This window comes from Streptomyces sp. NPDC020845 (genome assembly GCF_044334165.1).
Classification (GTDB): domain Bacteria; phylum Actinomycetota; class Actinomycetes; order Streptomycetales; family Streptomycetaceae; genus Streptomyces.
This window is the reverse complement of record NZ_JBIRSJ010000013.1, coordinates 282,863-306,938: the sequence shown is the minus strand read 5'-3', so window position 1 is coordinate 306,938 and position 24,076 is coordinate 282,863. Positions and strand designations below refer to the sequence as shown.

Annotated in this window: 18 protein-coding genes; 7 read left to right on the top strand and 11 right to left on the bottom strand. The window is 73.5% G+C overall.

Annotation, left to right across the window (positions count from 1 at the left end):
- The first annotated feature begins 102 nt into the window (after positions 1 to 102).
- The gene (locus tag ACH4U7_RS33845) at positions 103 to 894 is read left to right on the top strand and encodes a MerR family transcriptional regulator (protein WP_398531584.1); all 792 of its coding nucleotides are present in this window, start codon (positions 103 to 105) and stop codon (positions 892 to 894) included.
- Here ACH4U7_RS33845 and ACH4U7_RS33840 read toward each other — a convergent pair.
- The 5 genes from ACH4U7_RS33840 to ACH4U7_RS33820 all read right to left on the bottom strand — a co-directional run bounded on the left by ACH4U7_RS33840 (position 884) and on the right by ACH4U7_RS33820 (position 8,230).
- Positions 884 to 3,067 (bottom strand): 3-hydroxyacyl-CoA dehydrogenase NAD-binding domain-containing protein, encoded by a 2,184-nt coding sequence (locus ACH4U7_RS33840; protein WP_398531583.1) that lies wholly within the window; start codon positions 3,065 to 3,067, stop codon positions 884 to 886. The genes ACH4U7_RS33845 and ACH4U7_RS33840 overlap by 11 nt on opposite strands.
- A gap of 208 nt (positions 3,068 to 3,275) precedes the next feature.
- Positions 3,276 to 4,490 (bottom strand): acetyl-CoA C-acetyltransferase, encoded by a 1,215-nt coding sequence (locus ACH4U7_RS33835; protein WP_398531582.1) that lies wholly within the window; start codon positions 4,488 to 4,490, stop codon positions 3,276 to 3,278.
- 46 nt (positions 4,491 to 4,536) lie between these two features.
- Positions 4,537 to 5,670, bottom strand: coding sequence for a CaiB/BaiF CoA transferase family protein (locus ACH4U7_RS33830; protein WP_398531581.1), 1,134 nt, complete (start codon positions 5,668 to 5,670; stop codon positions 4,537 to 4,539).
- 173 nt (positions 5,671 to 5,843) lie between these two features.
- Positions 5,844 to 7,241, bottom strand: coding sequence for a sialate:H+ symport family MFS transporter (locus ACH4U7_RS33825; protein ID WP_398531642.1), 1,398 nt, complete (start codon positions 7,239 to 7,241; stop codon positions 5,844 to 5,846).
- A 50-nt stretch (positions 7,242 to 7,291) separates the two neighbouring features.
- Complete coding sequence (locus ACH4U7_RS33820) at positions 7,292 to 8,230, bottom strand: dihydrodipicolinate synthase family protein (protein WP_398531580.1); 939 nt, start codon at positions 8,228 to 8,230, stop codon at positions 7,292 to 7,294.
- A 186-nt stretch (positions 8,231 to 8,416) separates the two neighbouring features.
- On the opposite strand from ACH4U7_RS33820, the gene ACH4U7_RS33815 reads away from it, so the two are divergent.
- The gene (locus tag ACH4U7_RS33815) at positions 8,417 to 8,911 is read left to right on the top strand and encodes a DUF1203 domain-containing protein (RefSeq protein WP_398531579.1); all 495 of its coding nucleotides are present in this window, start codon (positions 8,417 to 8,419) and stop codon (positions 8,909 to 8,911) included.
- A 160-nt stretch (positions 8,912 to 9,071) separates the two neighbouring features.
- Here the strand turns inward: ACH4U7_RS33815 and ACH4U7_RS33810 are convergent, their stop codons facing one another.
- Positions 9,072 to 9,803 carry an endonuclease V gene (locus ACH4U7_RS33810; protein ID WP_398531578.1) on the bottom strand — a complete coding sequence of 244 codons (732 nt, stop codon included), beginning with the start codon at positions 9,801 to 9,803 and terminating at the stop codon, positions 9,072 to 9,074.
- Positions 9,804 to 9,833: 30 nt separating this feature from the next.
- Between ACH4U7_RS33810 and ACH4U7_RS33805 the strand changes: the two genes are divergently transcribed.
- Positions 9,834 to 10,133, top strand: a complete 300-nt coding sequence (locus ACH4U7_RS33805) for a YciI family protein (protein WP_398531577.1) — start codon at positions 9,834 to 9,836, stop codon at positions 10,131 to 10,133.
- A gap of 51 nt (positions 10,134 to 10,184) precedes the next feature.
- Here ACH4U7_RS33805 and ACH4U7_RS33800 read toward each other — a convergent pair whose 3' ends face one another.
- Positions 10,185 to 11,324: a WD40/YVTN/BNR-like repeat-containing protein gene (locus ACH4U7_RS33800; RefSeq protein WP_398531576.1), complete on the bottom strand. Its 1,140-nt coding sequence runs from the start codon at positions 11,322 to 11,324 to the stop codon at positions 10,185 to 10,187.
- Between the two features lie 196 nt (positions 11,325 to 11,520).
- On the opposite strand from ACH4U7_RS33800, the gene ACH4U7_RS33795 reads away from it, so the two are divergent.
- Entirely contained in the window at positions 11,521 to 11,934 is a 414-nt protein-coding gene (locus ACH4U7_RS33795) for a (4Fe-4S)-binding protein (protein WP_398531575.1), read from the top strand.
- Here ACH4U7_RS33795 and ACH4U7_RS33790 read toward each other — a convergent pair.
- Entirely contained in the window at positions 11,931 to 13,394 is a 1,464-nt protein-coding gene (locus tag ACH4U7_RS33790; protein WP_398531574.1) for a zf-HC2 domain-containing protein, read from the bottom strand. The two genes, ACH4U7_RS33795 and ACH4U7_RS33790, sit on opposite strands and share 4 nt — an antisense overlap.
- A 228-nt stretch (positions 13,395 to 13,622) precedes the next feature.
- Between ACH4U7_RS33790 and ACH4U7_RS33785 the strand changes: the two genes are divergently transcribed.
- A complete protein-coding gene (locus ACH4U7_RS33785; RefSeq protein ID WP_398531573.1) occupies positions 13,623 to 14,039 on the top strand; it encodes an SsgA family sporulation/cell division regulator in 417 nt (138 codons plus the stop codon).
- Positions 14,040 to 14,208: 169 nt separating this feature from the next.
- Here ACH4U7_RS33785 and ACH4U7_RS33780 read toward each other — a convergent pair whose 3' ends face one another.
- Together ACH4U7_RS33780 and ACH4U7_RS33775 are read right to left on the bottom strand one after the other, a co-directional pair.
- Complete coding sequence (locus ACH4U7_RS33780) at positions 14,209 to 14,889, bottom strand: GPP34 family phosphoprotein (RefSeq protein ID WP_398531572.1); 681 nt, start codon at positions 14,887 to 14,889, stop codon at positions 14,209 to 14,211.
- A gap of 271 nt (positions 14,890 to 15,160) precedes the next feature.
- Positions 15,161 to 15,796 (bottom strand): hypothetical protein, encoded by a 636-nt coding sequence (locus tag ACH4U7_RS33775; RefSeq protein WP_398531571.1) that lies wholly within the window; start codon positions 15,794 to 15,796, stop codon positions 15,161 to 15,163.
- Between the two features lie 280 nt (positions 15,797 to 16,076).
- Here ACH4U7_RS33775 and ACH4U7_RS33770 point away from each other — a divergent pair, with 280 nt between their 5' ends.
- Positions 16,077 to 18,605, top strand: a complete 2,529-nt coding sequence (locus tag ACH4U7_RS33770) for a helix-turn-helix domain-containing protein (RefSeq protein ID WP_398531570.1) — start codon at positions 16,077 to 16,079, stop codon at positions 18,603 to 18,605.
- A gap of 19 nt (positions 18,606 to 18,624) precedes the next feature.
- Here ACH4U7_RS33770 and ACH4U7_RS33765 read toward each other — a convergent pair whose 3' ends face one another.
- Complete coding sequence (locus ACH4U7_RS33765; RefSeq protein ID WP_398531569.1) at positions 18,625 to 22,290, bottom strand: hypothetical protein; 3,666 nt, start codon at positions 22,288 to 22,290, stop codon at positions 18,625 to 18,627.
- Positions 22,291 to 22,498: 208 nt separating this feature from the next.
- Here ACH4U7_RS33765 and ACH4U7_RS33760 point away from each other — a divergent pair, with 208 nt between their 5' ends.
- A complete protein-coding gene (locus ACH4U7_RS33760; protein WP_398531568.1) occupies positions 22,499 to 23,968 on the top strand; it encodes an aldehyde dehydrogenase family protein in 1,470 nt (489 codons plus the stop codon).
- The last annotated feature ends 108 nt before the right edge of the window (positions 23,969 to 24,076 follow it).

Sequence of the window (24,076 nt, the reverse complement as noted above, 5' to 3'; positions counted from 1 at the left end):
GGTGGACAGGGAGGGGCTTCACACCGATGGTGAGACAGCAATACTGGTGAACCCGACCGACATACCCGATCGTGCAGCAGGGCGGAGAGTGAGGCGCGGCGCATGGCGACCCCCGACACGGCCACCACCGACACCGAGGAACTGACGCTCACCGTCGACGAGTTGGCGGCCCGCGCCGGGGTGACGGTCCGCACAGTGCGCTTCTACGGCACCCGCGGGCTGCTGCCACCCCCCGTACTCGGCCCGCGCCGCGTCGGCCACTACGGCCCCGAACACCTCTCCCGCCTCGCACTGATCGAAGAACTCCAGCACCACGGCCTGACCCTGTCCGCCATCGAGCGCTATCTGCGGCAGCTGCCGCCCGACCTCAGCGCGGACGATCTGGCCATCCACCGCGCCCTGGTGACCTCCTGGGCTCCCGATGCTTCGGAGGAGGCGTCCCGGGAGCAGCTGGCCCGGCGGGCCGGGCGCGCGCTGTCGGAGGAGGACATCGACCGGCTGGCCGCGCTCAATGTGCTGGAGCGCACCGATGACCCGGACGTCTTCCGGATCGACCCTGGTGTACTGCACCTGGGCATGCGGCTGCTGGAGGTGCCGATCGCGCTGGAGACGATTCTGGCGGCCCATACGGTCGTCCTCCAACACACCCGGTCCGCGGCTCGTGAGCTGAGCAGGCTCTTCCGCGACGAGGTGTGGGGGCCGGACCACGAGGGCGGGTCCGGCCCGTCCGGCGCCGAGCGGGTGAAGGCCAAGAAGTCGCTGTCGGCCCATATGCAGCCGCTGGTGGTGCAGGCGCTGGTGATCGCCTTCCAGCGGTCGATGAAGAGCGAGCTGCGCGGTTGGTACGGGCAGGACGAGCCGCAGGCTCCGTCGGTCCCCGACGTCAGTCCATGAACGTCTCTCCCTTCGCGGCCTTGTCCAGCAGCAGCTGCGGGGGCTCGAAGCGGTCGCCGTACCGGTCCCGCAGCTCGCGGGCGCGCGCGACAAAGCCGGGCAGCCCGCCCTCGTAGCCGTTGATGAACTGCAGCACACCGCCGGTCCAGCCGGGGAAGCCGATACCGAGGATCGAGCCGATGTTCGCGTCGGCGACCGAGGTCAGCACGCCTTCCTCCAGGAGCCGGACCGTGTCGAGCGCCTCGGCGAAGAGCATCCGCTCCTTCATGTCCTCGAATGGCACCGCGGCATCCGGCCTGGTGAAGTGCTCGCGCAGACCGGGCCACAGACCGGTCCGCTGGCCCGTTGCCTCGTCGTACGCGTAGAACCCGGCGCCCCCGGCGCGGCCCGGACGCCCGAACTCCTCGACCATCCGGTCGATGACCGCGTCGGCGGGGTGTGGCTGCCAGGTGCCGCCCGCTTCCTCCACGGCCCGCCGCGTCTCCTCGCGGATCTTGCGCGGCAGGGTCAGGGTCAGCTCGTCCAGCAGCGACAGCACCTTGGCGGGGTAGCCGGCCTGGGCGGCGGCCTGCTCGATGGACGCCGGGTCGACGCCCTCCCCCACCATCGCCACGCCCTCGTTCATGAAGTGGCTGATGACGCGCGAGGTGAAGAAGCCGCGCGAGTCGTTGACCACGATCGGGGTCTTGCGGATCTGCCGCACCAGATCGAAGGCGCGGGCCAGGGCCTCCTCGCCGGTCCGCTCGCCCTTGATGATCTCCACCAAGGGCATCTTGTCGACGGGCGAGAAGAAGTGCAGCCCGATGAAGTCGCCGGGGCGCTGGACGCCCTCCGCGAGCAGGGTGATGGGGAGGGTGGAGGTGTTGGAGCACAAAAGCGCGTCGGGTGCGACGATGCCCTCGATCTCCTGGAAGACCTTGTGCTTGAGCGCCGGGTCCTCGAAGACCGCCTCGATGACCGCGTCACAGCCGGCCAGATCGCCGGGGTCGGCGGTCGGGGTGATACGGGCGAGCAGCGCGTCCCGCTCGGCCTCGGTCGTACGGCCCTTGGCGAGGGCCTTGTCGAGCAGCCCCTCGGAATAGGCCTTGCCCTTGGCGGCGGTCTCCTGCGACACATCCTTCAGGACGACGTCGATGCCCGCCTTGGCGCAGGAGTACGCGATGCCCGCGCCCATCATTCCGGCGCCCAGCACGCCCACCCTGCTCACCCGGCGCGGCGCGACACCGTCGGGCCGGCTGGCGCCGGAGTTGACCGCCTGAAGATCGAAGAAGAACGCCTGGATCATGTTTTTGGCGGTCTGGCCGGTGACCAGCTCCACAAAGTACCGGGCCTCGATGATCTGCGCGGTCTCGAAGTCGACCTGGGACCCCTCGACGGCGGCGGCCAGGATGTTACGGGGCGCCGGGTAGGGGGCGCCGTTGAGCTGCTTGCGCAGATTGGCGGGGTAGGCGGGCAGGTTGGCGGCGAACTTCGGATGCGCGGGGGTACCGCCGGGGATCTTGTAGCCCTTGACGTCCCAGGGCTGCTGCGATTCGGGGTTTGCGTCGATGAAGGCGCGGGCCTTGGCCAGCATCTCTTCCGGGGAGTCCACGACCTCGTGCACCAGGCCCGCCTTGAGCGCCCGCCGCGGGGCGTACTGCCGGCCTTCGAGCAGGACCGTCAGCAGCGCGTCGGCGACGCCGAGCAGCCGGACCGTGCGGGCGACGCCACCACCGGCCGGGAGGAGGCCCAAGGTGACCTCGGGGCAGCCGATCTTGGAGCCGGGGGCGTCGAGGGCGATGCGGTGGTGGCAGGCGAGGGCGATCTCGAAGCCGCCGCCGAGCGCGGCACCGTTCATCGCGGCGACGACCGGCTTGCCAAGGGTCTCGATGCGGCGCAGCCCGCGCTTGACCTCCATGCTCGTGTCGTACGCCCGCTGGGCGTCGTCCGGCCCGAGCTTGATCATGTCCTTGAGGTCGCCGCCCGCGAAGAAGGTCTTCTTGGCGGAGGTGACGACGATGCCGCGGATCGAGTCCCGCTCGGCCTCCAGACGGTCGGCGACCGCGGTGAGGGAGGAGACGAAGGCGGCGTTCATGGTGTTGGCCGACTGGTGGGGGTCGTCCAGGACGAGGGTCACGATGCCGTCGTCACTGCGCTCCCAGCGGATGGTGGACGCGGCGGTGGGGCTGCTCATGGTTCTTCGGTCTCCCTGGAAAGTCGTGGGGTGCGGGCCGGTCGCCAGGCCCTGTCCGGGCGATCTTCTCGGGCCCGCGACGCCAGCTACGGCACCTCGCTGCGTTGTCGGATCGCCCGAGTACGCCCAGTACGAGGGCGATCCTCCGCCTTGCGGTGCACCGCATCTGACGCCGCGGGCTGATCCTCAAAGATCGCCCGGACAGGACCTAGACGCGTTCGACAACCGTCGCGATGCCCATGCCGCCGCCGACGCACAGCGTGGCCAGCCCATAGCGCTGCCCGCGCCGCTCCAGCTCGTCGACGAGCGTGCCCAGGATCATCGCCCCGGTGGCGCCGAGCGGATGCCCCATGGCGATCGCTCCGCCATTGACGTTGATCTTGTCCAGGCCGAGCCCCATGTCCTTGGCGAAGCGCAGCACGACGGCCGCGAAGGCCTCGTTGATCTCGACCAGGTCGATATCGTCGATCGTCAGCCCGGCCTTGGCGAGCGCCTTGCGGGTGGCGGGCGCGGGTCCGGTCAGCATGATGGTCGGGTCAGCGCCGCAGACGGCGGCGGAGACGATACGGGCGCGGGGCGTGAGGCCGTGGCGCTCGCCGACCTCGGCGCTGCCGATGGCGACGAGGGCCGCGCCGTCCACGATGCCGGAAGAGTTTCCGGCGTGGTGGACATGGTCGATGGCCTCGATCCAGTGGTACTTCTGCAGCGCCACCGCGTCGAACCCGCCCGCCGCGCCGATCGTGGCGAAGGACGGCTTCAGCCCCGCCAGGGATTCGGGCGTCGTCCCCGGGCGGATGTGCTCATCGCGGTCGAGGACGGTCAGGCCCGAGCGGTCGCGGACCGGGACGACCGAGCGGTCGAAGCGGCCCTCCTTCCATGCGAGCGCGGCGCGCTCCTGCGAGAGCGAGGCGAACGAGTCGACGTCATGGCGGGAGAAGCCCTCGACGGTGGCGATGAGGTCGGCGCCGACGCCCTGGGGGACGAAGCCGGTCTCGTAGTTGGTCATCGGGTCGGCGAACCAGGCCCCGCCGTCGGAACCCATTTTGACCCGCGACATCGACTCGACGCCGCCCGCCAGCACCAGGTCCTCCCAGCCGGAGCGGACCTTGGCCGCCGCCAGGTTGACGGCTTCGAGGCCCGAGGCACAGAAGCGGTTCTCCTGGACGCCCGCGACCGTATCGGGCAGGCCGGCCGCGATGGCCGCGATCTTCGCGATGTCGGAGCCCTGGTCCCCGAGGGGGCTGACCACACCGAGCACGACATCGTCGATCGCCGTCGGGTCAAGACCGGGCAGCCGCCGCTGAATCTCATGGATGAGGCCCACGACGAGCTCCACCGGCTTGGTGCCATGCAGGGCCCCGTCGGCCTTGCCGCGTCCCCGCGGGGTGCGGATGGCCTCGTACACGTACGCTTCGGTGCTCACGTCAGCAGCCTTTCGGGGGGTGTCGGACAGGCAGTGAGAGCGCGCTTCATATGGGGCTCTCCTGCGGAAAGGGCGGCACGCCCCAGTCGCGGGCCACCTCGGCGGCGTCCGCCCCGGGCCGGGCGGGCGGGCGGCGCACCGCGCCCGGGGTGGCGGAGAACCGCGGGGCGGGGGCGGGCTGGGTGATGCCGCCGTGGTCGACGAAGGTGGCGCGGGCGGCCAGATGTGGATGGCCGGGGGCCTCGCGGAGGGAGAGGACGGGGGCGACGCAGGCGTCGGAGGAGGCGAAGACGGCCGTCCACTCCTCGCGGGTGCGCTGCTTGAAGCGGTCGGCGATCAGGGCGCGCAGCTCACCCCAGCGGTCGAAGTCGCGGCGGCCCGGCGCCTGGTCCGCGATCCCGAGGAGCTCGATGAACTCGGCGTAGAACTTGGGTTCGAGGGCGCCGACGGCCATATAGCCGCCGTCCGCGGTCTCATAGGTGCCGTAGAAGGGGGAGCCGCCGTCGAGGAGGTTGGCGCCGCGCCGGTCCTGCCAGCCGCCCGCCGCCATCATGCCGTGGATGACGGCGGTCAGATGGGCCGTGCCGTCCACGATCGCGGCGTCCACGACCTGGCCCTCGCCTGAGGTGCGGGCGTGCTGGAGGGCGGCGAGGACGCCGATCACCAGATAGAGCGAGCCGCCCGCGTAGTCCCCGAGGAGATTGGCGGGGACGGCGGGCGGGCCGTCCGGCGCGCCGATCATGCCGAGCGCGCCGGTGACCGCGATATAGCCGATGTCATGGCCTGCGGTCTCGGCGAGCGGGCCCTGCTGGCCCCAGCCGGTCATCCGCCCATAGACCAACCGGGGGTTGCGTGCCAGGCAGGCGTCGGGGCCCACGCCCAGGCGCTCGGCGACGCCCGGGCGGTATCCCTCGATGAGGATGTCGGCGCGCTCCACGAGATCGAGCACGGCCGCCCGGCCCGGTTCGGTCTTGAGGTCGAGCAGCACCGAGCGCTTGTTGCGGTTGGCCAGGTCGTACGCCGGGTCGACCTTCAGCCCGCCCGTGCCGCCGGGCCGGTCGACGCGGACGACATCGGCGCCGAGGTCGGCGAGGAGCATGGCGGCGAACGGCCCCGGCCCGATCCCCGCGAGCTCCACCACGCGCACCCCTGCCAGCGGGCCGTGCTCTGTCGCCGTCATGCCGTCCCCAAACCGTATGACACCACTGCTGTAACACCGCTGATGCTAAGAACGCGCCCGGCATTCCACAAGCCCCCGCGGCGAGCCTGTGGATAACCGGGCGGGCGCTCAAAACACCTCGCTCACCAGGCATTTGACCGCCCGAGCCGGACGAAGCGCGGACCGCCGGTCCCTCAGCCGGCCCTCTCCACGCTAGCGGCAGACGCCGGCAACGGCCGCTCGGGCACGAGGTGGTCATCGGGTGCGCCCGGGTCGGTGAGCTGGGCGAGACGCTGGGGAACATTGCCGCCGACCAGCACGATCACCACCAGGGTGAGCCCGAAGGTGAGCACCGCCAGCGCCCGTCCGAGGGACATGCCCTCCGCCAGGTGGGCGCCCAGCACCGGCGCGACCGCGCCACCGAGCGCTCCGGTGTTGTAGACGAAGCCGAGCGACGCGGCCCGGGTCTCGGTCGGGAAGTGGCTCGCGATGTACTTGGGCAGGATCCCGGAGATCCCCTGGCTGAGGGCGAGCAGGAAGAAGAGCAGCACCCCGAGCCCGACCAGGCTGTTCTGCACCGCGAACACCGGGAAGACGAACGCCAGCGAGGCCAGGAGGGTCAAGGCGTACGCGCGGCGGGTGCCCAGCCAGTCGCCCATGAACCCGGCGAGCCAGCAGCCGGCCATGGTCCCGAACCCGGCGTAGAACATCATGTCCGCGACCTCGCCCGGGTCGTAGCCCAGCTCCTTCTTCAGATAGGTGGGCAGCAGCGCCTGGATGGGCCAGCTGTAGAGGAACGCACAGAACACGGTGCACATCAGCGCCATGTACAGCACCCAGCGCCGCCGCCCGCCGAGCTGCGCGGCGAAGGCGAACAGACAGCCCGCCGCCACCAGCGCCAGCGGCCACACCATCCCCTCGCCCACCGGGGTGAAGACGCAGAACAGCGCGACGCTCGCGGCCACCGCCAGCCCCGTGTTCAGCGAGGCCCGGCGGCGACCGGCGAACAGCGGCCGGAACGGGTTCGGGCGCGGCCCGCCGCCGGTCGCCTCGCTCCAGTCCCCGCTCTCCGGGAGCGCGCGCCGCACCCACAGGGCCACGAACACGGGCAGCACCCCGATCCAGAACATCCAGCGCCAGCCCCAGTGGGGCACGACCCACTTGTAGAGCTCGGCGGCGATGATCGAGCCGCCCGCGAACCCGGAGATCAGAAAGCCGGAGGCGCGGTTGCGCAGCCGGGCCGGCCAGCTCTCCAGGGCGTACGTCGCGCTCGCGCTGTACTCCCCCGCCATCCCCATGCCGATCAGCAGGCGGGCGGTGAACAGGCTGAAATAGTCCCATGCGAAGCCGCAGGCGAAGGTGCCAAGCGAGTAGAGCAGAATGCTGACGACCATGGCGGGCTTGCGCCCGTAGCGGTCGCCCAGCGCACCGAGCAGCGCACCGCCGAGCCAGCGGGTGATGAACGCCCCGGAGACCAGGGAGGCCGCCGAGGCGTCGCTGAGGTCGAACTCGTCGGCTATCTCCGTCAGGACCAGCGTGATCAGGACGAAGTCGAAACCGTCGAGCAGATAGCCGATCCAGGCGGCGAACATCGCCTTCCACTGCCGGAGGGAGACTTCCCGGTACCAGGGCAGGGGTGCGGTCACGGCAAGAGCCCTCCATATTCCAGAAGTTGACGGACTGACTTCACAGCGGCGTCGCCCAGCGGCACCTGGGGAGGGGCGGTGGCCGGGCAGTCGATCACGCCCAGCAGATGCAGGGCGGCCTTGAAGGCGCCGAGCGCGGAGGAGCTGCCTCCCATGGCGGCCGGGTCGCCGACGTCGGTGATGGCGAAGAGCGCGGCCAGCCGGTCCTGCTCGACAGCCGCCCGCTCCCAGCGGCCCGCCCGCGCATGCTCGTACAGCCGTACATAGCCCTCCGGGTCGACGTTCCCCAGACCCGGGACGACCCCGTGCACCCCCGCCAGCAGCGCGCCGTCCACGGCCAGCTCGGAGCCGGTGAGCACCGAGAAGGAGGTGTGCAGCCCGCGCCGGCGCACCTCGACCAGGAGGCGGCGCAGCGCGCCGTCGTCGCCGCTGCTGTCCTTGAGCCCGGCCAGCGTGCCCTCGGCGGCGAGCGGGAGGACGGTGGCCGGCGTGAGCTTGGTGTGGACGGAGGCCGGGATGTCGTACGCGAAGAGCGGCAGACCGGCGCCGCCGCGGATGCGCCGGAAGTGGTCGGCGATCTCCACGGGGTGAGTGCGGGTGTAGAAGGGGGCGGTGGCGACGAGCCCGTCCACGCCCGACTCCACCGCCGTACGGGCGTGGTCGAGCACCCGCTCGGTGGTCATGTCGATCACCCCGGCGAGCACCGGCACCCGCCCGGCCGCGGCCTCGGTCACGGTCTCCAGGACGGCGCGCCGCCGGCGGTCGCTCAGATAGGCGGCCTCGCCGCTGGACCCGAGGACGAACAGACCGCTGACTCCGGCGCCGATCAGCCGCTCGGCGAGCGCGGTGAGGGAGCGGGTGTCGACCTCGCCGGAGGAGGTGAGCGGGGTGCAGAGGGGTGGGACGACACCGGTGAGCGGGGTCGGCAGACTCATCGAGAACCTGGCCTTCTGACGATCGTATGAATATTTCAGTCATTCAGGACGTCGGACGTCCCATGTTCGCGCTGAATCTGACGGAGCGCCAACACGGTGTCAAGCCCCCGGACGCGTCGTCGTCCGTCCAGCGCGCCGTCCGAATCCCGCCAGCGCCGTGCGGCCCCGACGACCAGCATGGACGGCATGAGCGAGAACTACGAGATCCGGGCCATCGCGCCCGAGGTACTGAAGCAGCTGCGGATCAGCGACGACGCGGGCAACCCGCCGCGCATGGTGGTCGACGAGGAGGGCGGCAACCCGCTGCGCTGCTGCCTGGGCCGCAGCCGGCCGGGCGAGACGATCGCGCTCGTCTCATACGCCCCGCTGCGCCGCTGGGCGCTCGAGACCGGCGCCACGCCCGGCCCGTACAGCGAGGTGGGCCCGGTCTTCATCCACACCGAGGACTGCGGCGGCTGGCCGGGCGGCGGCTACCCGGACGCCATGCGGGGCGAGCGCAGGGTGCTGCGGGCGTACTCCGCCGAGGGCGCCATCCTCAGCGGGCTGCTGCTGAACGGCGGCGATCTGACGATCGAGGAGGGGCTGGCGGAGGTCTACCGGAATCCGGAGGTGGCCGCGGTGCACGTACGCGCCGTGGAGTTCGGCTGCTTCCACGCGGAGACGCGGCGCACGGCCGACTGAGCGGCGCTGCGCGCGTACGGGGGTGGCGCGCAGACGGCGCGTGCGCCCAGGGGCGCCTGGCGGGCGCGGTGTAGGCGCCTATTGGGTGCGTTTTACGCGCCTGGTGCGTTTTACGCACCTAGTGGGCGCGGCTTACGCTTACGCACCTGGTGAGTACGCCTCACGCCCCCGCCAGCGCCCGGCGGCACAGCGCATCGGCCCGCCGCGTGGTCTCCGGCAGCCGGTAGTCACGGGCCAGGTGCAGCGCGTACGCGCAGGCATCCGCGAGGGTCACCCGGTGGCCGACGGAGACGAAGACCGGCTTCACGCCGTCCTGGGTGCGCAGCGCGCGCCCCACCTCCTCCGCCCCGTCCAGGAGCGGTGACCACTGCCCGCGGCGCCGGCCGGGGGCGTCGTGGGTGAAGGTGAAGGGGTTCTTGGCCACGCCGATGGTGGGCAGCCCGGTCAGCACTCCCAGATGGCTGGCCAGCCCGAAGCGGCGCGGGTGGGCGAGGCCGTAGCCGTCGCAGACCACGACGTCGGGGCGGTGCCCGAGGCGGTCCAGGGTGCCCAGCGCGTCGAGGACGGCGGGGATCTCGCGGAACGCCAACAGGCCCGGCACATAAGGGAAGGTGACCGGGCCGACCGCCGTGGCCTCCCCCACGACCGCGAGGCCGCGCGGGTCGAGCGCGACGGCGGCCGCCGCGACCACGCCCCGTTCGTCGTCGTAGGCGACGTCCACGCCCACGACGGCGCCCGCGCCGCTGCCCGGCGCGGGCAGGTCTCCGCCCACCAGGACGGAGCCGCGCAGCCGCTCCTGGACTGCGGCCGCCTCGGCCTCGGTCGTCGGCCAGCCGGGCGGGAGTTCGTAGCTGGGCCCGGGGGCGGGCCCGGGGTCGAATGCGCTGGTCATGATGCGCCCTACGCTACTAGCCTCGCGATCATGTTCGTATTGGAACTGACCTACACCGCGCCCCTCGAGCGCATCGACGCCGCGCTCCCCGACCACGTGGCCTGGTTGCAGGGGCGCTACGCGTCCGGCGACTTCATCGCCTCCGGCCGCAAGGTCCCGCGGGACGGCGGGATCATCCTGGCGGTCGGCGACGACCGCGCCAGGATCGAACGGCTGGTGGCGACCGACCCGTTCTCGGTCGCGGGCCTGTGCGAATACCGGATCACCGAATTCCTGGCCACGAAGACCTCTCCCGAGCTCGCGGCCCACCGCCAACAGCCGCCGTCCTGATCCGCCCCCGCCCGGGCCTACCTCCCGACCAGACTTATCTTCTGACCGGACTTACCTCCCAGCCGGCTCCAGACGGGCCACGCGGCCCTGCTCGCCCGCCGCCCAGCAGCCCAGGTCCGGGGCGCAGTCGACGGTGTCGTACGAACCCTGGTCCACCGTGCGCCAGGTACGGCCGCCGTCGTTCGTCACATCCGTACCCGTCGGGCCGACCGCGAGAGCGGTGCGACGGCTGTGCGGCAGCCAGGTGACGCCCGAGCGGTACGCGGGCGGCGGCGCGTCGGCCACCGTCCAGACCGCCCCGCCGTCCGCCGTGACGGCCGCCGCCTTCGGGGACGGCTGCCCGGCGCGGTAGTCGCCGCCGACGGCCAGGCCGGTGCGGGTGTCGCGGAAGGCGAGCGCGAAGACGCCGCGCGCCGGGTCGCCCGCCGGGAGCGGTGCGTCGACCACCGTCCAGGTGCGGCCGCGGTCGGCGGAGTGGAACACGCGCGCGGTGGCCGCGCCCCCGGTTGCGAACCACGCGTCCCGGCGCCCGGCGCTGACCAGGCACTGCCCGCCGGCCGCGAACGCCGCCTCGCCCGGCTGCGCGGCGGGCATCCCGTCCGAGGACAGCACGCGCCAGCTGCGGCCGCCGTCGCCCGTCGCCAGAACGCGGTACTTGCCGTCGACCGGGTCGCTGAGCGCGATGCCGTTGCGCGCGTCGAAGAAGGTCAGGCAGTCGTAGAAGGCGCGCGGATCGGTGTTGCGGAAGCTCTCCGTCCAGGTCGCGCCGGCGTCGTCCGTACGGAACACCCGGGACGCCTCGCCCTCACCGATCGCCAGCACCACCGCGCGCCGCGCGTCGAACGCCTCGATGTCCCGGAACTCCAGCCCCTCCGCACCCGGGGGCGACACGTTGCGCCAACTGCGCCCGCCGTCGTGCGTACGCAGCACGGTCCCCTTCGAGCCCGCCACCCACGCCGTCGTACGGCTGATGGCGGCGAGTCCGCGGAACCGGGCGTCGCTGCCGCTGTCCTTCAGCCGCCACGTCGCGCCCGACAGGCCCTCCGCGCGCCCTTGTTGGGCCTGCGCCGGCGCGGCGGCGACGGCCGATGCGAGCGCCGCGCCGCACAGCCCGGCCGCTGCCGCGCGTCTCAGCGTCCCCGTCAGTGTCTTGAGTCCTGTGCGGCCCTTGGTGGTCTTCTTCTCCGTCATGGCGCCGGAAGCTAGCCCATTGGAGGGACGCCGTCCACGGACGAGTGACGCCGGATGCCGAATCGCGGGACCGGTTGGGCCTTCCTATGGTGGGGCGGGGGGAGCGAGGAGGCGTACCGCATGTCAAACCCCGTGTTCCACCGTTCGTCAGACGGGTTGTCGAATCCCAAGAGCCGAGCCGGGGGCTGAGGCGGCCATGGACGTCGAACGCTCGAAGCCGTATGTGGGAACCATGGTCACCATCCACTACGAAGCGGAGCGATGTCTCCACGCGGGCGAATGCGTCCGGGCGCTGCCTCAGGTCTTCGACCCCGAGCGGCAGCCGTGGATCCAGCCGAACGGCGCCCCCGCCGATGTCGTCGCCGAGATCGTCCGGCGGTGCACCTCCGGCGCCCTCCGCTACCGGATGGCCAACGGCCAAACCGAGACCCCGGTCCGCCCCACGGCGGTCGCCCGTACGGACTCGGGCCAGATCCTCGTCCGCGGCGACCTGCGGGTCGAGACCGCGACGGGGCCCCGCCAGGAGACCCGCGCGACGCTGTGCGGTTGCGGGACGAGCGCGAACGCCCCGTACTGCGACGGATCCGGCCCCTGCGGCAGCCGGCCCTAGCCGTTGTCCCAGCCGTCTCCCCCGCTACGGCCGGGCGCCGGGGGCTCGTCGGTCGCCTTGGCCGGCTCGGTCGGCTTCGTCGACTTGCTCGGCTCCGCGGCGGGCGGCTCGGTCGTTGTCGTGGTCGGCTCGGGAGTAGCGGTCGCGGTCTGGTCCTGGCTCCGGGTCGGCTTGGGCGTGGCGCTCTGCGTCCGCGTCGGGGTCGGCTGCCGGGTGGCCGGGGCCCGGGTGGGGGTCTTCGCCGTGGACGGCGTCCCGGACGCCGATGTGCTCTTCGACGCGCCGGACGTGCCGGGGGCGGACGACGCCGACGAGGGCGCCGTGGACGACGACGGCGAGCGCCCCGGCGACTGGTCGGCGGCGTCGCCGGAGGGAGCGCCCTTGGTGGAGCGCCCGGCGGAGCCGTCGCCCGAGGCCCCGTGTCCCGCCGTGTCCGACCGCGCCGACTCCTGCCCCCACGGCGACGAGGTCGCTTCCGGGGACGATACGGACGAGGGCTGAGAGCCCGCCGTGCGCTGCTCAGGTGCGGACGAGTCGCCGCCCGTGAGCACCAGCCCGGCCGCCACCGCCGCCCCCGCGAGGGCCAGCGCGCCCGCCCCGGCCATGACCGCGACCGGCCGGCCGGCTCGGCCCGCCCGTCGCCGCGCCCGGTGGCGCGGGGGGCGGTCCTCGGACGTCCGGGCCGGGAGCTTCACCGTGTCGGCCGCCGGGCCCGCGTGGGCGCCACCCGATGGCAGGGAAGACAGGGCCGCCACCGCGCCGCCCGCGCGGGCCAGCGGCACCAGGTAGTCGGCCGTCCCCCGGGACAGGAGAACCATCAGGGCAGGACCCACCAGCGCGGACAGCCGCGCGTCGGCCGCCATCAGCTGCTCCACCCGCGTCCGGCAGTCCGCACAGCCGGCCACATGGATCGCGACCTGCTCCGCCTGGGTCGGCGAGTCCGCGCCCCGTACGTGCTCGGGCAGCCGCTCCCAGCACCACCCGCAGGCCGGGTCGGCCGGGCCGCCCGGCTGGGCCCGCAGGAAGTGCTGGCGCATCCCGTCCCGGGCCCGCTCCAGCGCGGCGGCGGGGCTCGTACCCGCCGCCGCCCGGCGGCCCGCCTCCGCCACCGGCGGCTGCCGCTCCGCTTCCGCCTGCCACAGCGCCTTCACCCACCGCTGCGGCAGATCCTCGATGACGCGCGCGAGCAGGTCGACGTAAGAGACGCGCTGCGCCCGGTCGCGCCTTGCGGCGGGCATGGCAAGGTCACGCACGGTGGCCTTCAGGGCGGCCGGAACATCACCGACGGCCTCGCCCGCCCGCAACCGCCGCCACACGAGAAAGTACGCCTCGGCGACCGCGTCCTCGGCCGGCCATGGGGTGCCGATGAGGGTGCGGGCGTAGGCGATGAGGTGTGGATGGTGATCTTGGTGGAGCCGGATGTAGGTATCCGCGTCCAGCGGTGCGGGACCTTCGGTCATGGTGGAACAACCCCTGGAGTGATGCCTCGCCGCAGCCGCGGTTTTGTAACAGCTCAGCACGGCACCTGAGACTTTGCGTGGATTCCGCAAGCCTAAATGTCGCATCTCCACCCGAAAATATGGTCGTGACACACGTCACGTCCGCCGCGGGTGCACTGGGGTCATAGCCCGTACGTCTTACAGACGTAGAGAGGCAAGGACCCGCACCGATCGCAAGGAGCAGGCGTTGTGACCACCACCGTCATCGATCAAGCCGTCCAGGCTCGCCTCATCGCATCGACGCCCGAGGCACGCGCCATCCCCGCATGCCTGCGCTACGAACGCGAGGACCCGTTCGCCGTATGCGTCTCCTTCCCGCCCACCGCGTCCCTGGACGGGGAGGCGGTGGAGTGGACCTTCGGGCGTGAGCTGCTGACGGCCGGGCTGCGGGGCCCGGCGGGCAGCGGCGATGTGCTGGTGTGGCCGTGCGGCCCGCACCGCACCGTTCTGGAGTTCCACGCCCCGGAGGGCATGGCCATGGTCCAGTTCGACACCGACGATCTCCAGCTCTTCCTCGACCGGTCGTACGCCTTGGTGCCCGAGGGCAGCGAGAGCGCCCGGCTGGACCTCGACCACGACCTGGCCGTGCTGCTGCGGGAGGCCTGAGGGGGCAGGGCGACCGGCAGTGCCCGCCGCGCCCGGCGCCGATGCCGGGCCGCCCCCTCTCCCGGGCACCCTGCTCCCCTGCCGCCCACTCCCCCCGTCTCGCCTGCCCCCCATTCCCCCGCCTCCCCTTCGCTCCCCCTGCTCCGCCGGCGTCGCTCGCCACCGCTCCTCAGCCAGCCGCCGCCAACGTGCCCGAGAGCGTCACTCCGGTGACCGCGACCGCCACCGCCGACCGCACCTGACCGAGCGCCTTCTCCAATGCGGGCCCCACCTGGCCGCTGCGCCGCGCCAGCTCGGCGATCCGGGCCTTGTGCGCCCTGGCGTCCGCTGCCGTCACGACGGTCCGCAGCTCGCCCGCCGCGGCGAGGGCGACGAGCGCCGCATCCCCGACGGACACCTCCGACACGCTCTGCCCGCCGCGCAGCAGCCGCACGACGTCCTCCCGCATCCCCGCCACCACATCCGGCCGCTCCAGCTCGTACTCCTTGACGGGCAGCAGCCCCAGCGCCCGCCTGCCCTTGGCCCGCACATAGCCGGCCGCCACGAGCTGGTCGCGCACCGCGCGCTCGGTCAGCCGCGCGTGGTGCCTCACCCAGGCCTGCCAGGTGTGCGGCCGGGATTCGAAGATAAGTTCGAGCAGCGAGTCGAGTGCCGGATCCCCGGTCCTGGCGTCGGCGACCGGCCGCGCGACGCCGTCCTCGTCGGCCACCATCCCGCGCTGCGCGAGCTCGGTGAGGGCCCCGGCCCGCACCAGATACGGCAGATGATCGGGATCGGCGGGCCGTCCGGTCCGGGGATCCCAGGCCAGCAGATAGAGCTTGGCGGCGAGTGAGAGGGAGCTGTTGGGCACGGGGACCTCCAGGGATCTGCGATCTGCCTCATTGACCACGATCTCCTCAGTACCCCCGAGGCGTCACTTCACGACGGCCCCACTCACGCCGCTCGCCCGGAGGCGCCCGCCTCCCGAGAACCGATGTGGTGACTGCTGTCACCACACTCGTCGGCGTGACGACGACGCGCACCCCCCTTGCGCACGCGTAGCCGACACGGCCGGACACGGTCCCCTTGATACGCGGTGCCTCCGGGCGAACAACGCTTCCGGTGGCTGCTCCCTCTGAGCGCTACTCCTGGTAGAGCTTGACGACCGCGGTCGTCGTGGTCCGCTCGAAGTCGGCCACCGGGGCCTGGTCGTAGCCGCCCATCTCGCCCCACTGGACGATGGTCACGGTCCGTCCGTCGCGGCCCACCCCGAAGAGGTGGATGCCCGGCTCGGAGTCCGGGTACGAGGTGTGGACGCCGTAGACGTGGGCCCCGTCCTCCGCCCGGACCGCTCCGTAGTCCCGCCAGGAGGCGGTGCCCTCCGGGTGGTCCCGCACCCAGTCGGAGGCGCAGTTCTGGATCTTCTTCTCGGCGGCCGCGGCGAGCTTGCGGGCGGCGTCAACGGTCCCGGTCCTGACGACGACCTGGCTCGCGCTCGTGTCGTACTCGGTCCAGAACGTCCGGTGGGTGGCGCCCGCCGAGGGCAGCGTGTGCTCGACGCAGAACGGACCGTTCTCCGGCAGACCCTCGGTGACGTCGCTCGCGTACCAGTCCGACTTCGGGTGCGGCGGCAGTTCCTTGGGCACCAGATGGGCCGGAACCGCCTGAACGCTCGCCTGGGCCGTTCCGGTCCCGACAACGGCCACGGCGGCCGCGGTGAGGGCGCCGAGGGCGCCGAGGCCGGCGCGGAGGGAGCGCTTGTGCTTGTGCCTGTGCATGAGGTGTTTCCCGTCTCTTCGGCCCGCGTCTGTACGGACCGGATCTGCGCGGACCGGGGCATTGCGGTCCGAGTCTGTGATACGCCACGGCGGTCGCGGCGGCCGGTTCCCAGCGTGGGCGTCGCCGTGCCGCCGCCGCTACGGGTGGCGTGGCATCCGGGACGCTGGAATGCCTACACGTACTCTGACTTGGGGGAATAACAACAGCCTGGAACGCGGTCGCGGGACGGTGGAACCTGAGCGCGGGTGGCGGTGTATGGAATCGTGGGGGGTGGTTCAGGTGAGCAACGGGGAAGAGATCACCGAGTTCGCGGAGAGTCTGCGCAGGCTGAAGGACCGATCGGGCCAAAGCTACGGCGCGCTGGCGGCGCGACTGCACGTCAGCACGTCGACGCTGCACCGCTACTGCAACGGTGACGCGGTGCCGGCGGAGTACGCGCCGGTGGAGCGCTTCGCGCGGCTGTGCGGAGCCGCACCGGAGGAGCTGATCGCCTTACACCGCCGGTGGATCCTGGCGGACGCGGCAAGACGAGCGGCCTCCGGCCGGGGCGGCAGCGTGCCGGCGACCGCGCCGGACGGCGTATCAGGGCGCGCCACCACCAGGCGCGGCTCGGCGACGCAGGCCGTCGGGGCGCCCGATGCCGTTGGAGCCCCCGAGACCGAAGGGCGAACCGCCGACGCCCACAAGGCAGGGCGGGACGCCGAACCGCACCGTCACCCGCCACAGCCCGCCCGCACCCCCGACCCGGCGGGGCAGAGCGACAGAGAGCAGGACGTGGCAGGGATCACCGCCGACCGCCACGACGCGGCGGGTCAGGCGGCTGCCGTAGGCGGCGATGAGGAGCAGCGGCCGACGGCCGGCACCCACAGCGAGCCGCGCGGAGCGAAGCGACCGCGCGCGGCTGACGGCCCGGCGGACAGCTCGCCGAGCCCCACGGGAACACGAAACACTTCGTCCCCGGCCCAGCCGGACCACCGCGCGCCCGCGCTGTCGGCGGCGCAGGCGCCCGGCTCCTCCGATCCGGACATCGGCCAACCCCGCACCCCCTTCACCCCCGTGGGCTCCCCCGCTGCCGCGCCCGGCAACGGCGATCGGTCGATCGCTGACGAGGGAGGCCCGGGCCCCGCGGAGTCGGGTGCTGGGCGGACGGCGGATTGCGGTGCCGATGACGCGACCGGCATCGGGGGCCCGTTGACCGCCGAAGCCGCCGTGTCGGGTGAGCCGGGTCCGAGGGTCGGGCGTGACACCGCGGTTGACGCGTCGTCGGCAAGAACAGCGGAAGCCCACGCCACGGCGGCCGATCCGTCACGGGCCCGCGCGAGCGAGGCGGGGGGCACGGCGAAGGACGCCACCACGGGGAGCGACACTTCCGCAAGCCGGGCCACGGCGGCCTTCGCCGTAGAGGGCTCGGCCGAATCCGGCCACGACAAGCGCGGAAAGACTCCACGTCCCGCTGGCCCAGGGGCCGACGCGCCCGGGGACGACACGCCCCAAGGCCACACCAAGGCAGCCCCCACCGCCGAAGGCACGGCAGGGCGGGAGTCCGCGGGCGGCGCTGGCGTGGCCGGCCAGGGCGGTGCCTCGCGTGCGGGCGGGGCCGGCACAGGACTGGGGGCGCGTGGGGGTGATGGTCCGTCGGCCGAGCGGCAGCGGGCGCGGGTCGGCGGCGAACGGCGCGCGGTAGGGAGCAACGTGGCGCGGGGCGGGCGGGCGTCCGATGTTCCGGGCGGGCGCGCGGCGGAGGCTGCAGGAAGAAGGAAGAGGGGCGCGGCGGGGCGCGGATCGTTGCGACCCGTCCCGGCGGTGGACGGCGCGGGGAGTCGGGCGGACGGGCTTCGCGCCTGGCGGAGCCGACCGTGGGGGCTGGTGCTCGGGGCGGCCGCGGCGGCCGTTCTCGCTCTCACGGCCGTGGAGGTTCGGCCGACCACCGGGGGCGAGCGGGAGGAGGCCGCCACGTCCCCCTCATCGCCCTCGTCCCCCGCATCCTCCGCGCCCGCGTCAGGCACCGCACCATCAACCCGCCCCACCGCGCGGGGCGAGCTCAAGAAGGACGACACGGCGGACGGGCACGAGTCGGCCTCACCCCGGGGCGACAAGCGGCGCGGCGGCGCGTCCGCCTCCGCGTCGCCCAGGCAGGGCGGATCCAGCGGCGGCGGCTCGGGCAGCGGCCGGGACGACAAGCCGGGCAGCGGCACCCCGCTCACCATCAGCACTCGCTCCCACGTCTGGGAGAACGGCTGCGGTCACCGCTATCTCATCAACCGTCCGCCGTCCCAGGTCGCCCCGCCGCCCGTCGAGCAGGACGCCGCGGCCTGGGCGTCCGCGCATGGCGCGGTGCACGGCGGCACGACGAACGTCGAGATGACGGTGAAGGGCCGCTCGGAGTCGGCCGTCGTGCTGCAGGCCCTGCACGTGCGGGTGGTGGGGAGGCGCGCCCCGCTGCCCTGGTCCTCCTTCACGATGGACAACGGCTGCGGCGGCTCCCTGACCCCGCGCGCCTTCTCCGTCAACCTGGACGCCGCCCGGCCCCTGGCCGTCCCGACGGACGGCAATGACGCCGGCGAGCCGATCCCCGCCGTCCGCTTTCCGTATCGCGTGTCCGACACGGACCCAGAGGTGCTGTTGGTCAACGCCCGTACGTCCGGCTGCGACTGCAACTGGTATCTGGAGCTCGACTGGACCAGTGGCGACCGCGAGGGGACGATACGGATCGACGACCACGGCGCGCCGTTCCGCACCAGCGGTGTCAAGGGGCGCCCGGAGTACGGCTACCAGTTCGAGGAACAGGTCTGGCGCCGGAATGACTAGGCGTCATGCTCACGAGCGCTCACTCCTGCGCGGTCGTCAGGAACAGCGCGGCATCGCGGACGTCCGGGTGCGGGTGGCGGCGCAGCGCGCGCAGCCGGGTCCGCCAGGGCTCCGCCCATTCCGTACGCGCGCCGCCCACGTCGGTGAGGGTGACGGCGAACAGCCCGGAGGCGAGTGCGCCGTCGTCGCCGAGGTCCCGCGCGGCCCGCAGCAGGGCCTCGCTCCGGCCGGGCCGCGAGGCGGTGCGCAGCCTCTGGCTGAGGGCGTCGGCGGTATGGGCCGCGAGCGCGGGCCGGGTGGCGTGCAGACGGGCCAGCCGGGCGAGTGCGGCAGTGAGGACACGGGGCTCGGCGTCCAGGTCGACGGCGTTGACGAGCACATGGGCGGCGTCGGTGACGAAGGTCTCGTAGCCCGCGAGGAGTTCGGCCGCCGCGGTCGCCACGGGCCGCATCGTGCCCGGCCGCATCCGGCTGTGCTGGGCCAGCCTGTCGGTGATGCGCCGGATGCGGCGTCGGGCCGGGCGGTCACGGTCCGGTTCGGCGTCGGGCACGTGCGGGTGGGCGTCGGCGGCGGCGAGGGCCGCGAGGACCCAGGCCAGGGGGTTGTCCGCGGGCATGCCACCGGGCACGGCGGCCATCAGGTCGATCAGCGCGTCGGCGGCGGACTGCCAGCAGGCCCGGTCGTCCAGGTCAGTGGCGGCGGCCACCAGCACCGCAGCCGCGTCCGGCGCCCAGGGGGACCAGGTGGCGAGCGCGGCGTGGCCCGCCCAGGCGACCTCGGGGTCGTCGGTGTCGCATGCGTCCTGTACGAGGCGGGCGTAGCGGGCCCGGTGGAGTTCGGGCAGGTCCAGCGGGCGGTTGCGCAGCACAACCCACCGCAGTTCGCGCCGCCCACGGGCGGCGGCCGACAGCAGCTCCCAGGCGGACTCGTGGCCGAGCAGCCCGGTCGCGAAGGCCACACAGGCGGCCCGCACATCGTGGTGCTGGCCCGGCGCGTCGTACACGTCGACGAGCAGCGCGGCGGCATCGGCGGTCGGCAGCCGGGTGGCGGCCAGCCGCGCGGCCTCCTTCCGGCTGGTGACCTTCGCGGGCACGGCTGGAGCCACCGGAGCGGCCTGAGCAGCCGGACCGGCTGGACCGGCTGGACCGGCTGGACGAGCCTGCGCCGCCGGATCGTGCGGATCCGCCGGACGGTGCGGGACCGGCTGCTCCACCACCTCGGCAGCCACCTCAGCCACCCCAGCAGCCTCCCCGGGTGCCACCTCGACAGCCACCCCAACGCCCACGGCCGCGGCCGCGGCGCCCGTCGCCGCCTCCCCCGGCGCGAGCACCCCGCGCAGCAGCCCCTCCAGCCGCGCCGGCGCCACGTACTGAGACGCCCTCGTGCCCGCGTAGACCGCCACCCGGGCCCGGTCACCGCCCGCGTAGGTGAGCAGCAGGGGAAGGTGGTCCCCCGGGCGGTCGGTCCGGGCCAGGGCGGCGAGGGCGGCCTCCGCCAGGGCCACGTCGTCGGAGTCGGCCCAGGCCAGGGCGGTCTCGGCGCCGTAGTCCGGGATGCGCGCGGCGGCGGCGATGGCCGCCGTGCGCTGGTCCGTGCGCAGCGAGCCGTCGGCGGCGGCGCGGGCGAGGAGCCGGGCCGCGGCGGCGCGCTGGCGGGGCAGCCAGCGGCCGGTGCTGCGGTCGACCGGGGGCGTCCAGTGGCTGCCGGGCGTCAGAAAGCGGCCGTAGGGAGGGGTGTCGTCCAGCACGACGTCGAGCAGATCGGTGCGGCGGTGCGTCAGCACCGCGAGGACGGGCGGCAGCACGGCGGCCGAGGGCTCGAGGGCGAGCAGTTCGGCGACCCGCTCGTCGCGCCGCGCGGGGTCGTCAAGCCACAGCCCCACGGCCGTGCGGACGGTCGTATTGCTGCCGAACTGAATGGCCTGCCGCAGCAGTTCCTGCAGCTCGGGCATGGCGTGTGCGCGGCGCCCGAGCGAGCGGGTGAGGGCGAAGGTCAGCTCGTGGTCGACCCGGTCGGCGCCCGCCTCCAGCCATGGCCGCAGCGCTTCGAAGACCGCCTGTTCCTGGCCGCGCCGCAGGGTGTGGTCGAGCCGGCCCAGGTCGGTGCGGCCGACGTTCCCGGCGAGCCGGGTGACGGTGCGCAGCGCCCAGCCGATCAGCTCGCGTCGGCCGGTGACGGCGTGCTCCCGCAGGAGGGCGACGGCCAGGAGGCGCAGGGCCTGCCGGGTCGCCGGCGAGGAGTCGCGTGCCTCGATGGCGTCGGTGGCGATCCGGTCCAGGTGTTCGGCGGCCGCGTCGAGGAAGAGGGAGGGGTGCGTCTCGGCCAGTGCGCGCAGCGCGGCCGACCGCACCGGGTCCTGTTCGTTGCGCAGCCGCTCCAGCAGGGCCAGCAGCGAGGTGACCGCGTCCGGGTCACCGGAGCGGGCGGTGTTGCGTACGAGGAGCGGGAAGGCCAGCGCGCGGTCGTCGGCCGAGGAGCGGCGGGCGGCCCGCAGCAGTTCATCGCGTGCCTCCTCGACCGGCAGATACGCGACCGACTCCAGCACGGTGGCCCAGTGCGCGCCCCGCTCACGCGCCCGCGCCGCCATCCGGCGGGCCTCGGCCACTCGGCGCGGCCGGGGCAGCACCTCGAGCAGGTCGGGCTCCACTTCGGCGCGGCTCAGGTCGCGTTCGGCGACGGCCGCGTCGAAGAAGTCGGGGCGGCGGGCGGGCGGCAGGGCGGCCAGCAGCCGGGACAGGGCCTGGGCATCGTGGCCCAGCGCCCGCGCCAGGTCGACCAGTTCGGGCGGGTCCGCGCGGACCAGTCGCCGCAGCACGGCCCGCTCCAGGCCCCGGCCGCGCAGGACTCCGGCGTGTTCGGGCGCCAGCAGGAGCCGTATCGTGCGGCCGGGCTCGGCGGCGGCCAGCGCGCCCAGCCGATGCCGCACCGGAAGCGGCAGCACGCTGTGGCAGAGCTGCTCCAGCAGCCCGAGGACCCGCTGCGGCTCGGCGGACGCCGCGAGCGCGACGCAGGGTGCGTGGCGGAACCACCAGTGGTGGCGCAGCGCCTCGGGGAGCGCGGCCAGCTGCCGCTCGGCCTCGTCGAGGACCGCGGCGGGGTGGCGGGAGGCGAGGGCGCGCCAGCTGGTGACGGCGTGGAAGAGGTCCGGGAGCAGCCGGGCGACGGTCTCGGGCCCGCAGCCGGGCAGCAGCCGGGCCGCCTCGCCGTCGCCCCAGCGTTCCCGCAGGGGCTCGACGAGGCGGTCGGCGAGCGCGGTGCGCCGCCCGGCGACGACGGTACGGGCCAGCTGGCGCCGTATTGCGGCGGGGGCGTCCTCGAAGGCGGCCTCCAGCGCGGCGTCCGTGAGCTGTCCATGGCGCGCGGCCTTGAGGGCGTGGCCGCGTACGACGGGGTCGGGATCGGCCAGCCGCCGTTCCAGATAGCCGGTCCGGCCACCCACCGCCGCGGCAGTCACGGCCAGCGCCCGCTCGTACCCGCCACGCTCCGACAGCTCTTCGAGCAGCCCCGCCAGTTGTCCGTGCGCGCTCGCCGCCCGCGCTCGCAGGGCCAGCTCCCGCATCCGGCTCGGGTAGGGCAGCGGATCGAGGGCGGCGAGCAGTTCGTCGGCGAGAGCGTGCGGGGACTGCGGGGCTTGCGGGGATCGCGGGGCTTGCGGGGCTTGCGGAGCTTGCGGATCACGGACCATGGCAGGGATTGTGCATGCCGCGCGGCGGGCCGAGGACGTCACCCCCGGCTCCCCCGTCACTTTGGTGTACGCGTACACCAGCCGGACCCAGGCGGATGCCCCTCATACGCCGTGCGAGGCCGGGGGGCGCCGCTTAGGCTCGGTACATACGGGTTCATGCGCACCGCCACAGGTATGCGCACCGTCCCTCCGAGCCCGGAGGCGCCCCATGCCGGAGCTGTTCATCGGCGGCCAGTGGACCGCCGCTCTCGACGGACAAGTGAGGGAGATCCACTCCCCCGCGGACGGCACGCTGGTCGGCACGGTCGACGACGCCGGACCCAAGGACGCCTCCGCCGCGGCCGAGGCCGCCCGGGACGCGTTCGACCGCGGCCCGTGGCCCCGCCTCCCCGCCGCGGAGCGGGGCAGGCTGCTGCTGCGCGTCGCCGATCTGCTGCGCCGCGACAAGGCCGAGCTGGCTCGCGCGGAGTCGATGGACACCGGAAAGCGGCTGGTCGAGAGCGAGTACGACCTCGACGATGTCGCCGCCTGCTTCCGCTGGTTCGGCGATCTGGCCTCGACCGACGGGGCGGACCGGGTCGTCGACGCGGGCCGCGCCGAGATCGACAGCAGGGTCGTGCATGAGCCGGTCGGCGTCTGCGTCCTGATCGCCCCGTGGAACTACCCGCTGCTGCAGACCAGTTGGAAGGTCGCCCCCGCGCTCGCCGCCGGCGACACCTTCGTCCTCAAGCCCAGCGAACTGACCCCGCACTCCGCGATCGGCCTGATGCGGCTGCTGGCGGAGGCCGGGCTGCCCGCGGGCACCGCCAATCTCGTCCTGGGCACCGGGTCGACGGTGGGCGCGCCGCTGACCACGGACGAGCGGGTGGACATGGTGTCGTTCACCGGCAGCGTGCCCACCGGGCGATGGATCATGGCCGCCGCCGCGCCCACGGTCAAGAAGCTCGCCCTGGAGCTGGGCGGCAAGAACCCCAATGTGGTGTTCGCCGACGCCGAGTTCGACGCCGCCGTCGACCACGCCCTGACCGCCATCTTTCTCCACTCCGGACAGGTCTGCTCGGCCGGCGCCCGGCTCCTCGTCCAGGAGAAGCTGCATGACGCGTTCGTCGACGAGGTCGTCCACCGCGCCCGCAGAATCCGGCTCGGCGGCCCCTTCGACGAGAGCGCCCGCGCAGGCCCGCTGATCTCCGCCGACCACCGCGAGAAGGTCGCGATGTATGTGGCGGCCGGGCTGGACGAGGGCGCGGTGCTGCGCTGCGGCGGCACGCCCCCGGCCGACCCCACGCTGGAGGACGGCTACTACTACCTGCCCACCGTGCTGGACGACTGCACCCCGGACATGTCCGTCGTCCAGGAGGAGTCGTTCGGCCCGGTGCTGACGGTCGAGCGGTTCCGCGACGAGGACGAAGCGCTCGCCCTGGCCAACGACACCGTCTGCGGCCTGGCCGCGGCCGTATGGACACAGGACGCCGCCCGGGCACACCGGATGGCCTCGCGGCTGCGCGCCGGGACGGTGTGGATCAACGACTTCCACCCCTACGTGCCGCAGGCCGAGTGGGGCGGAATGAAGCAGTCCGGCACGGGGCGGGAGTTGGGCCGGGCGGGGCTGGCCGAATACCAGGAGACCAAGCACATCTGGCGCAACACGGCGCCGAGCCCGCAGCGCTGGTTCGAGTAGCCGCCCCCTGGTACGCAAGCTCCCTGGTACGACTCCCGTGACCGATAGGGGCGTTGGCACAGCCTGGCCACAGGATTCCCTTGAGCACGTTCGCTCCCGGCCACCACT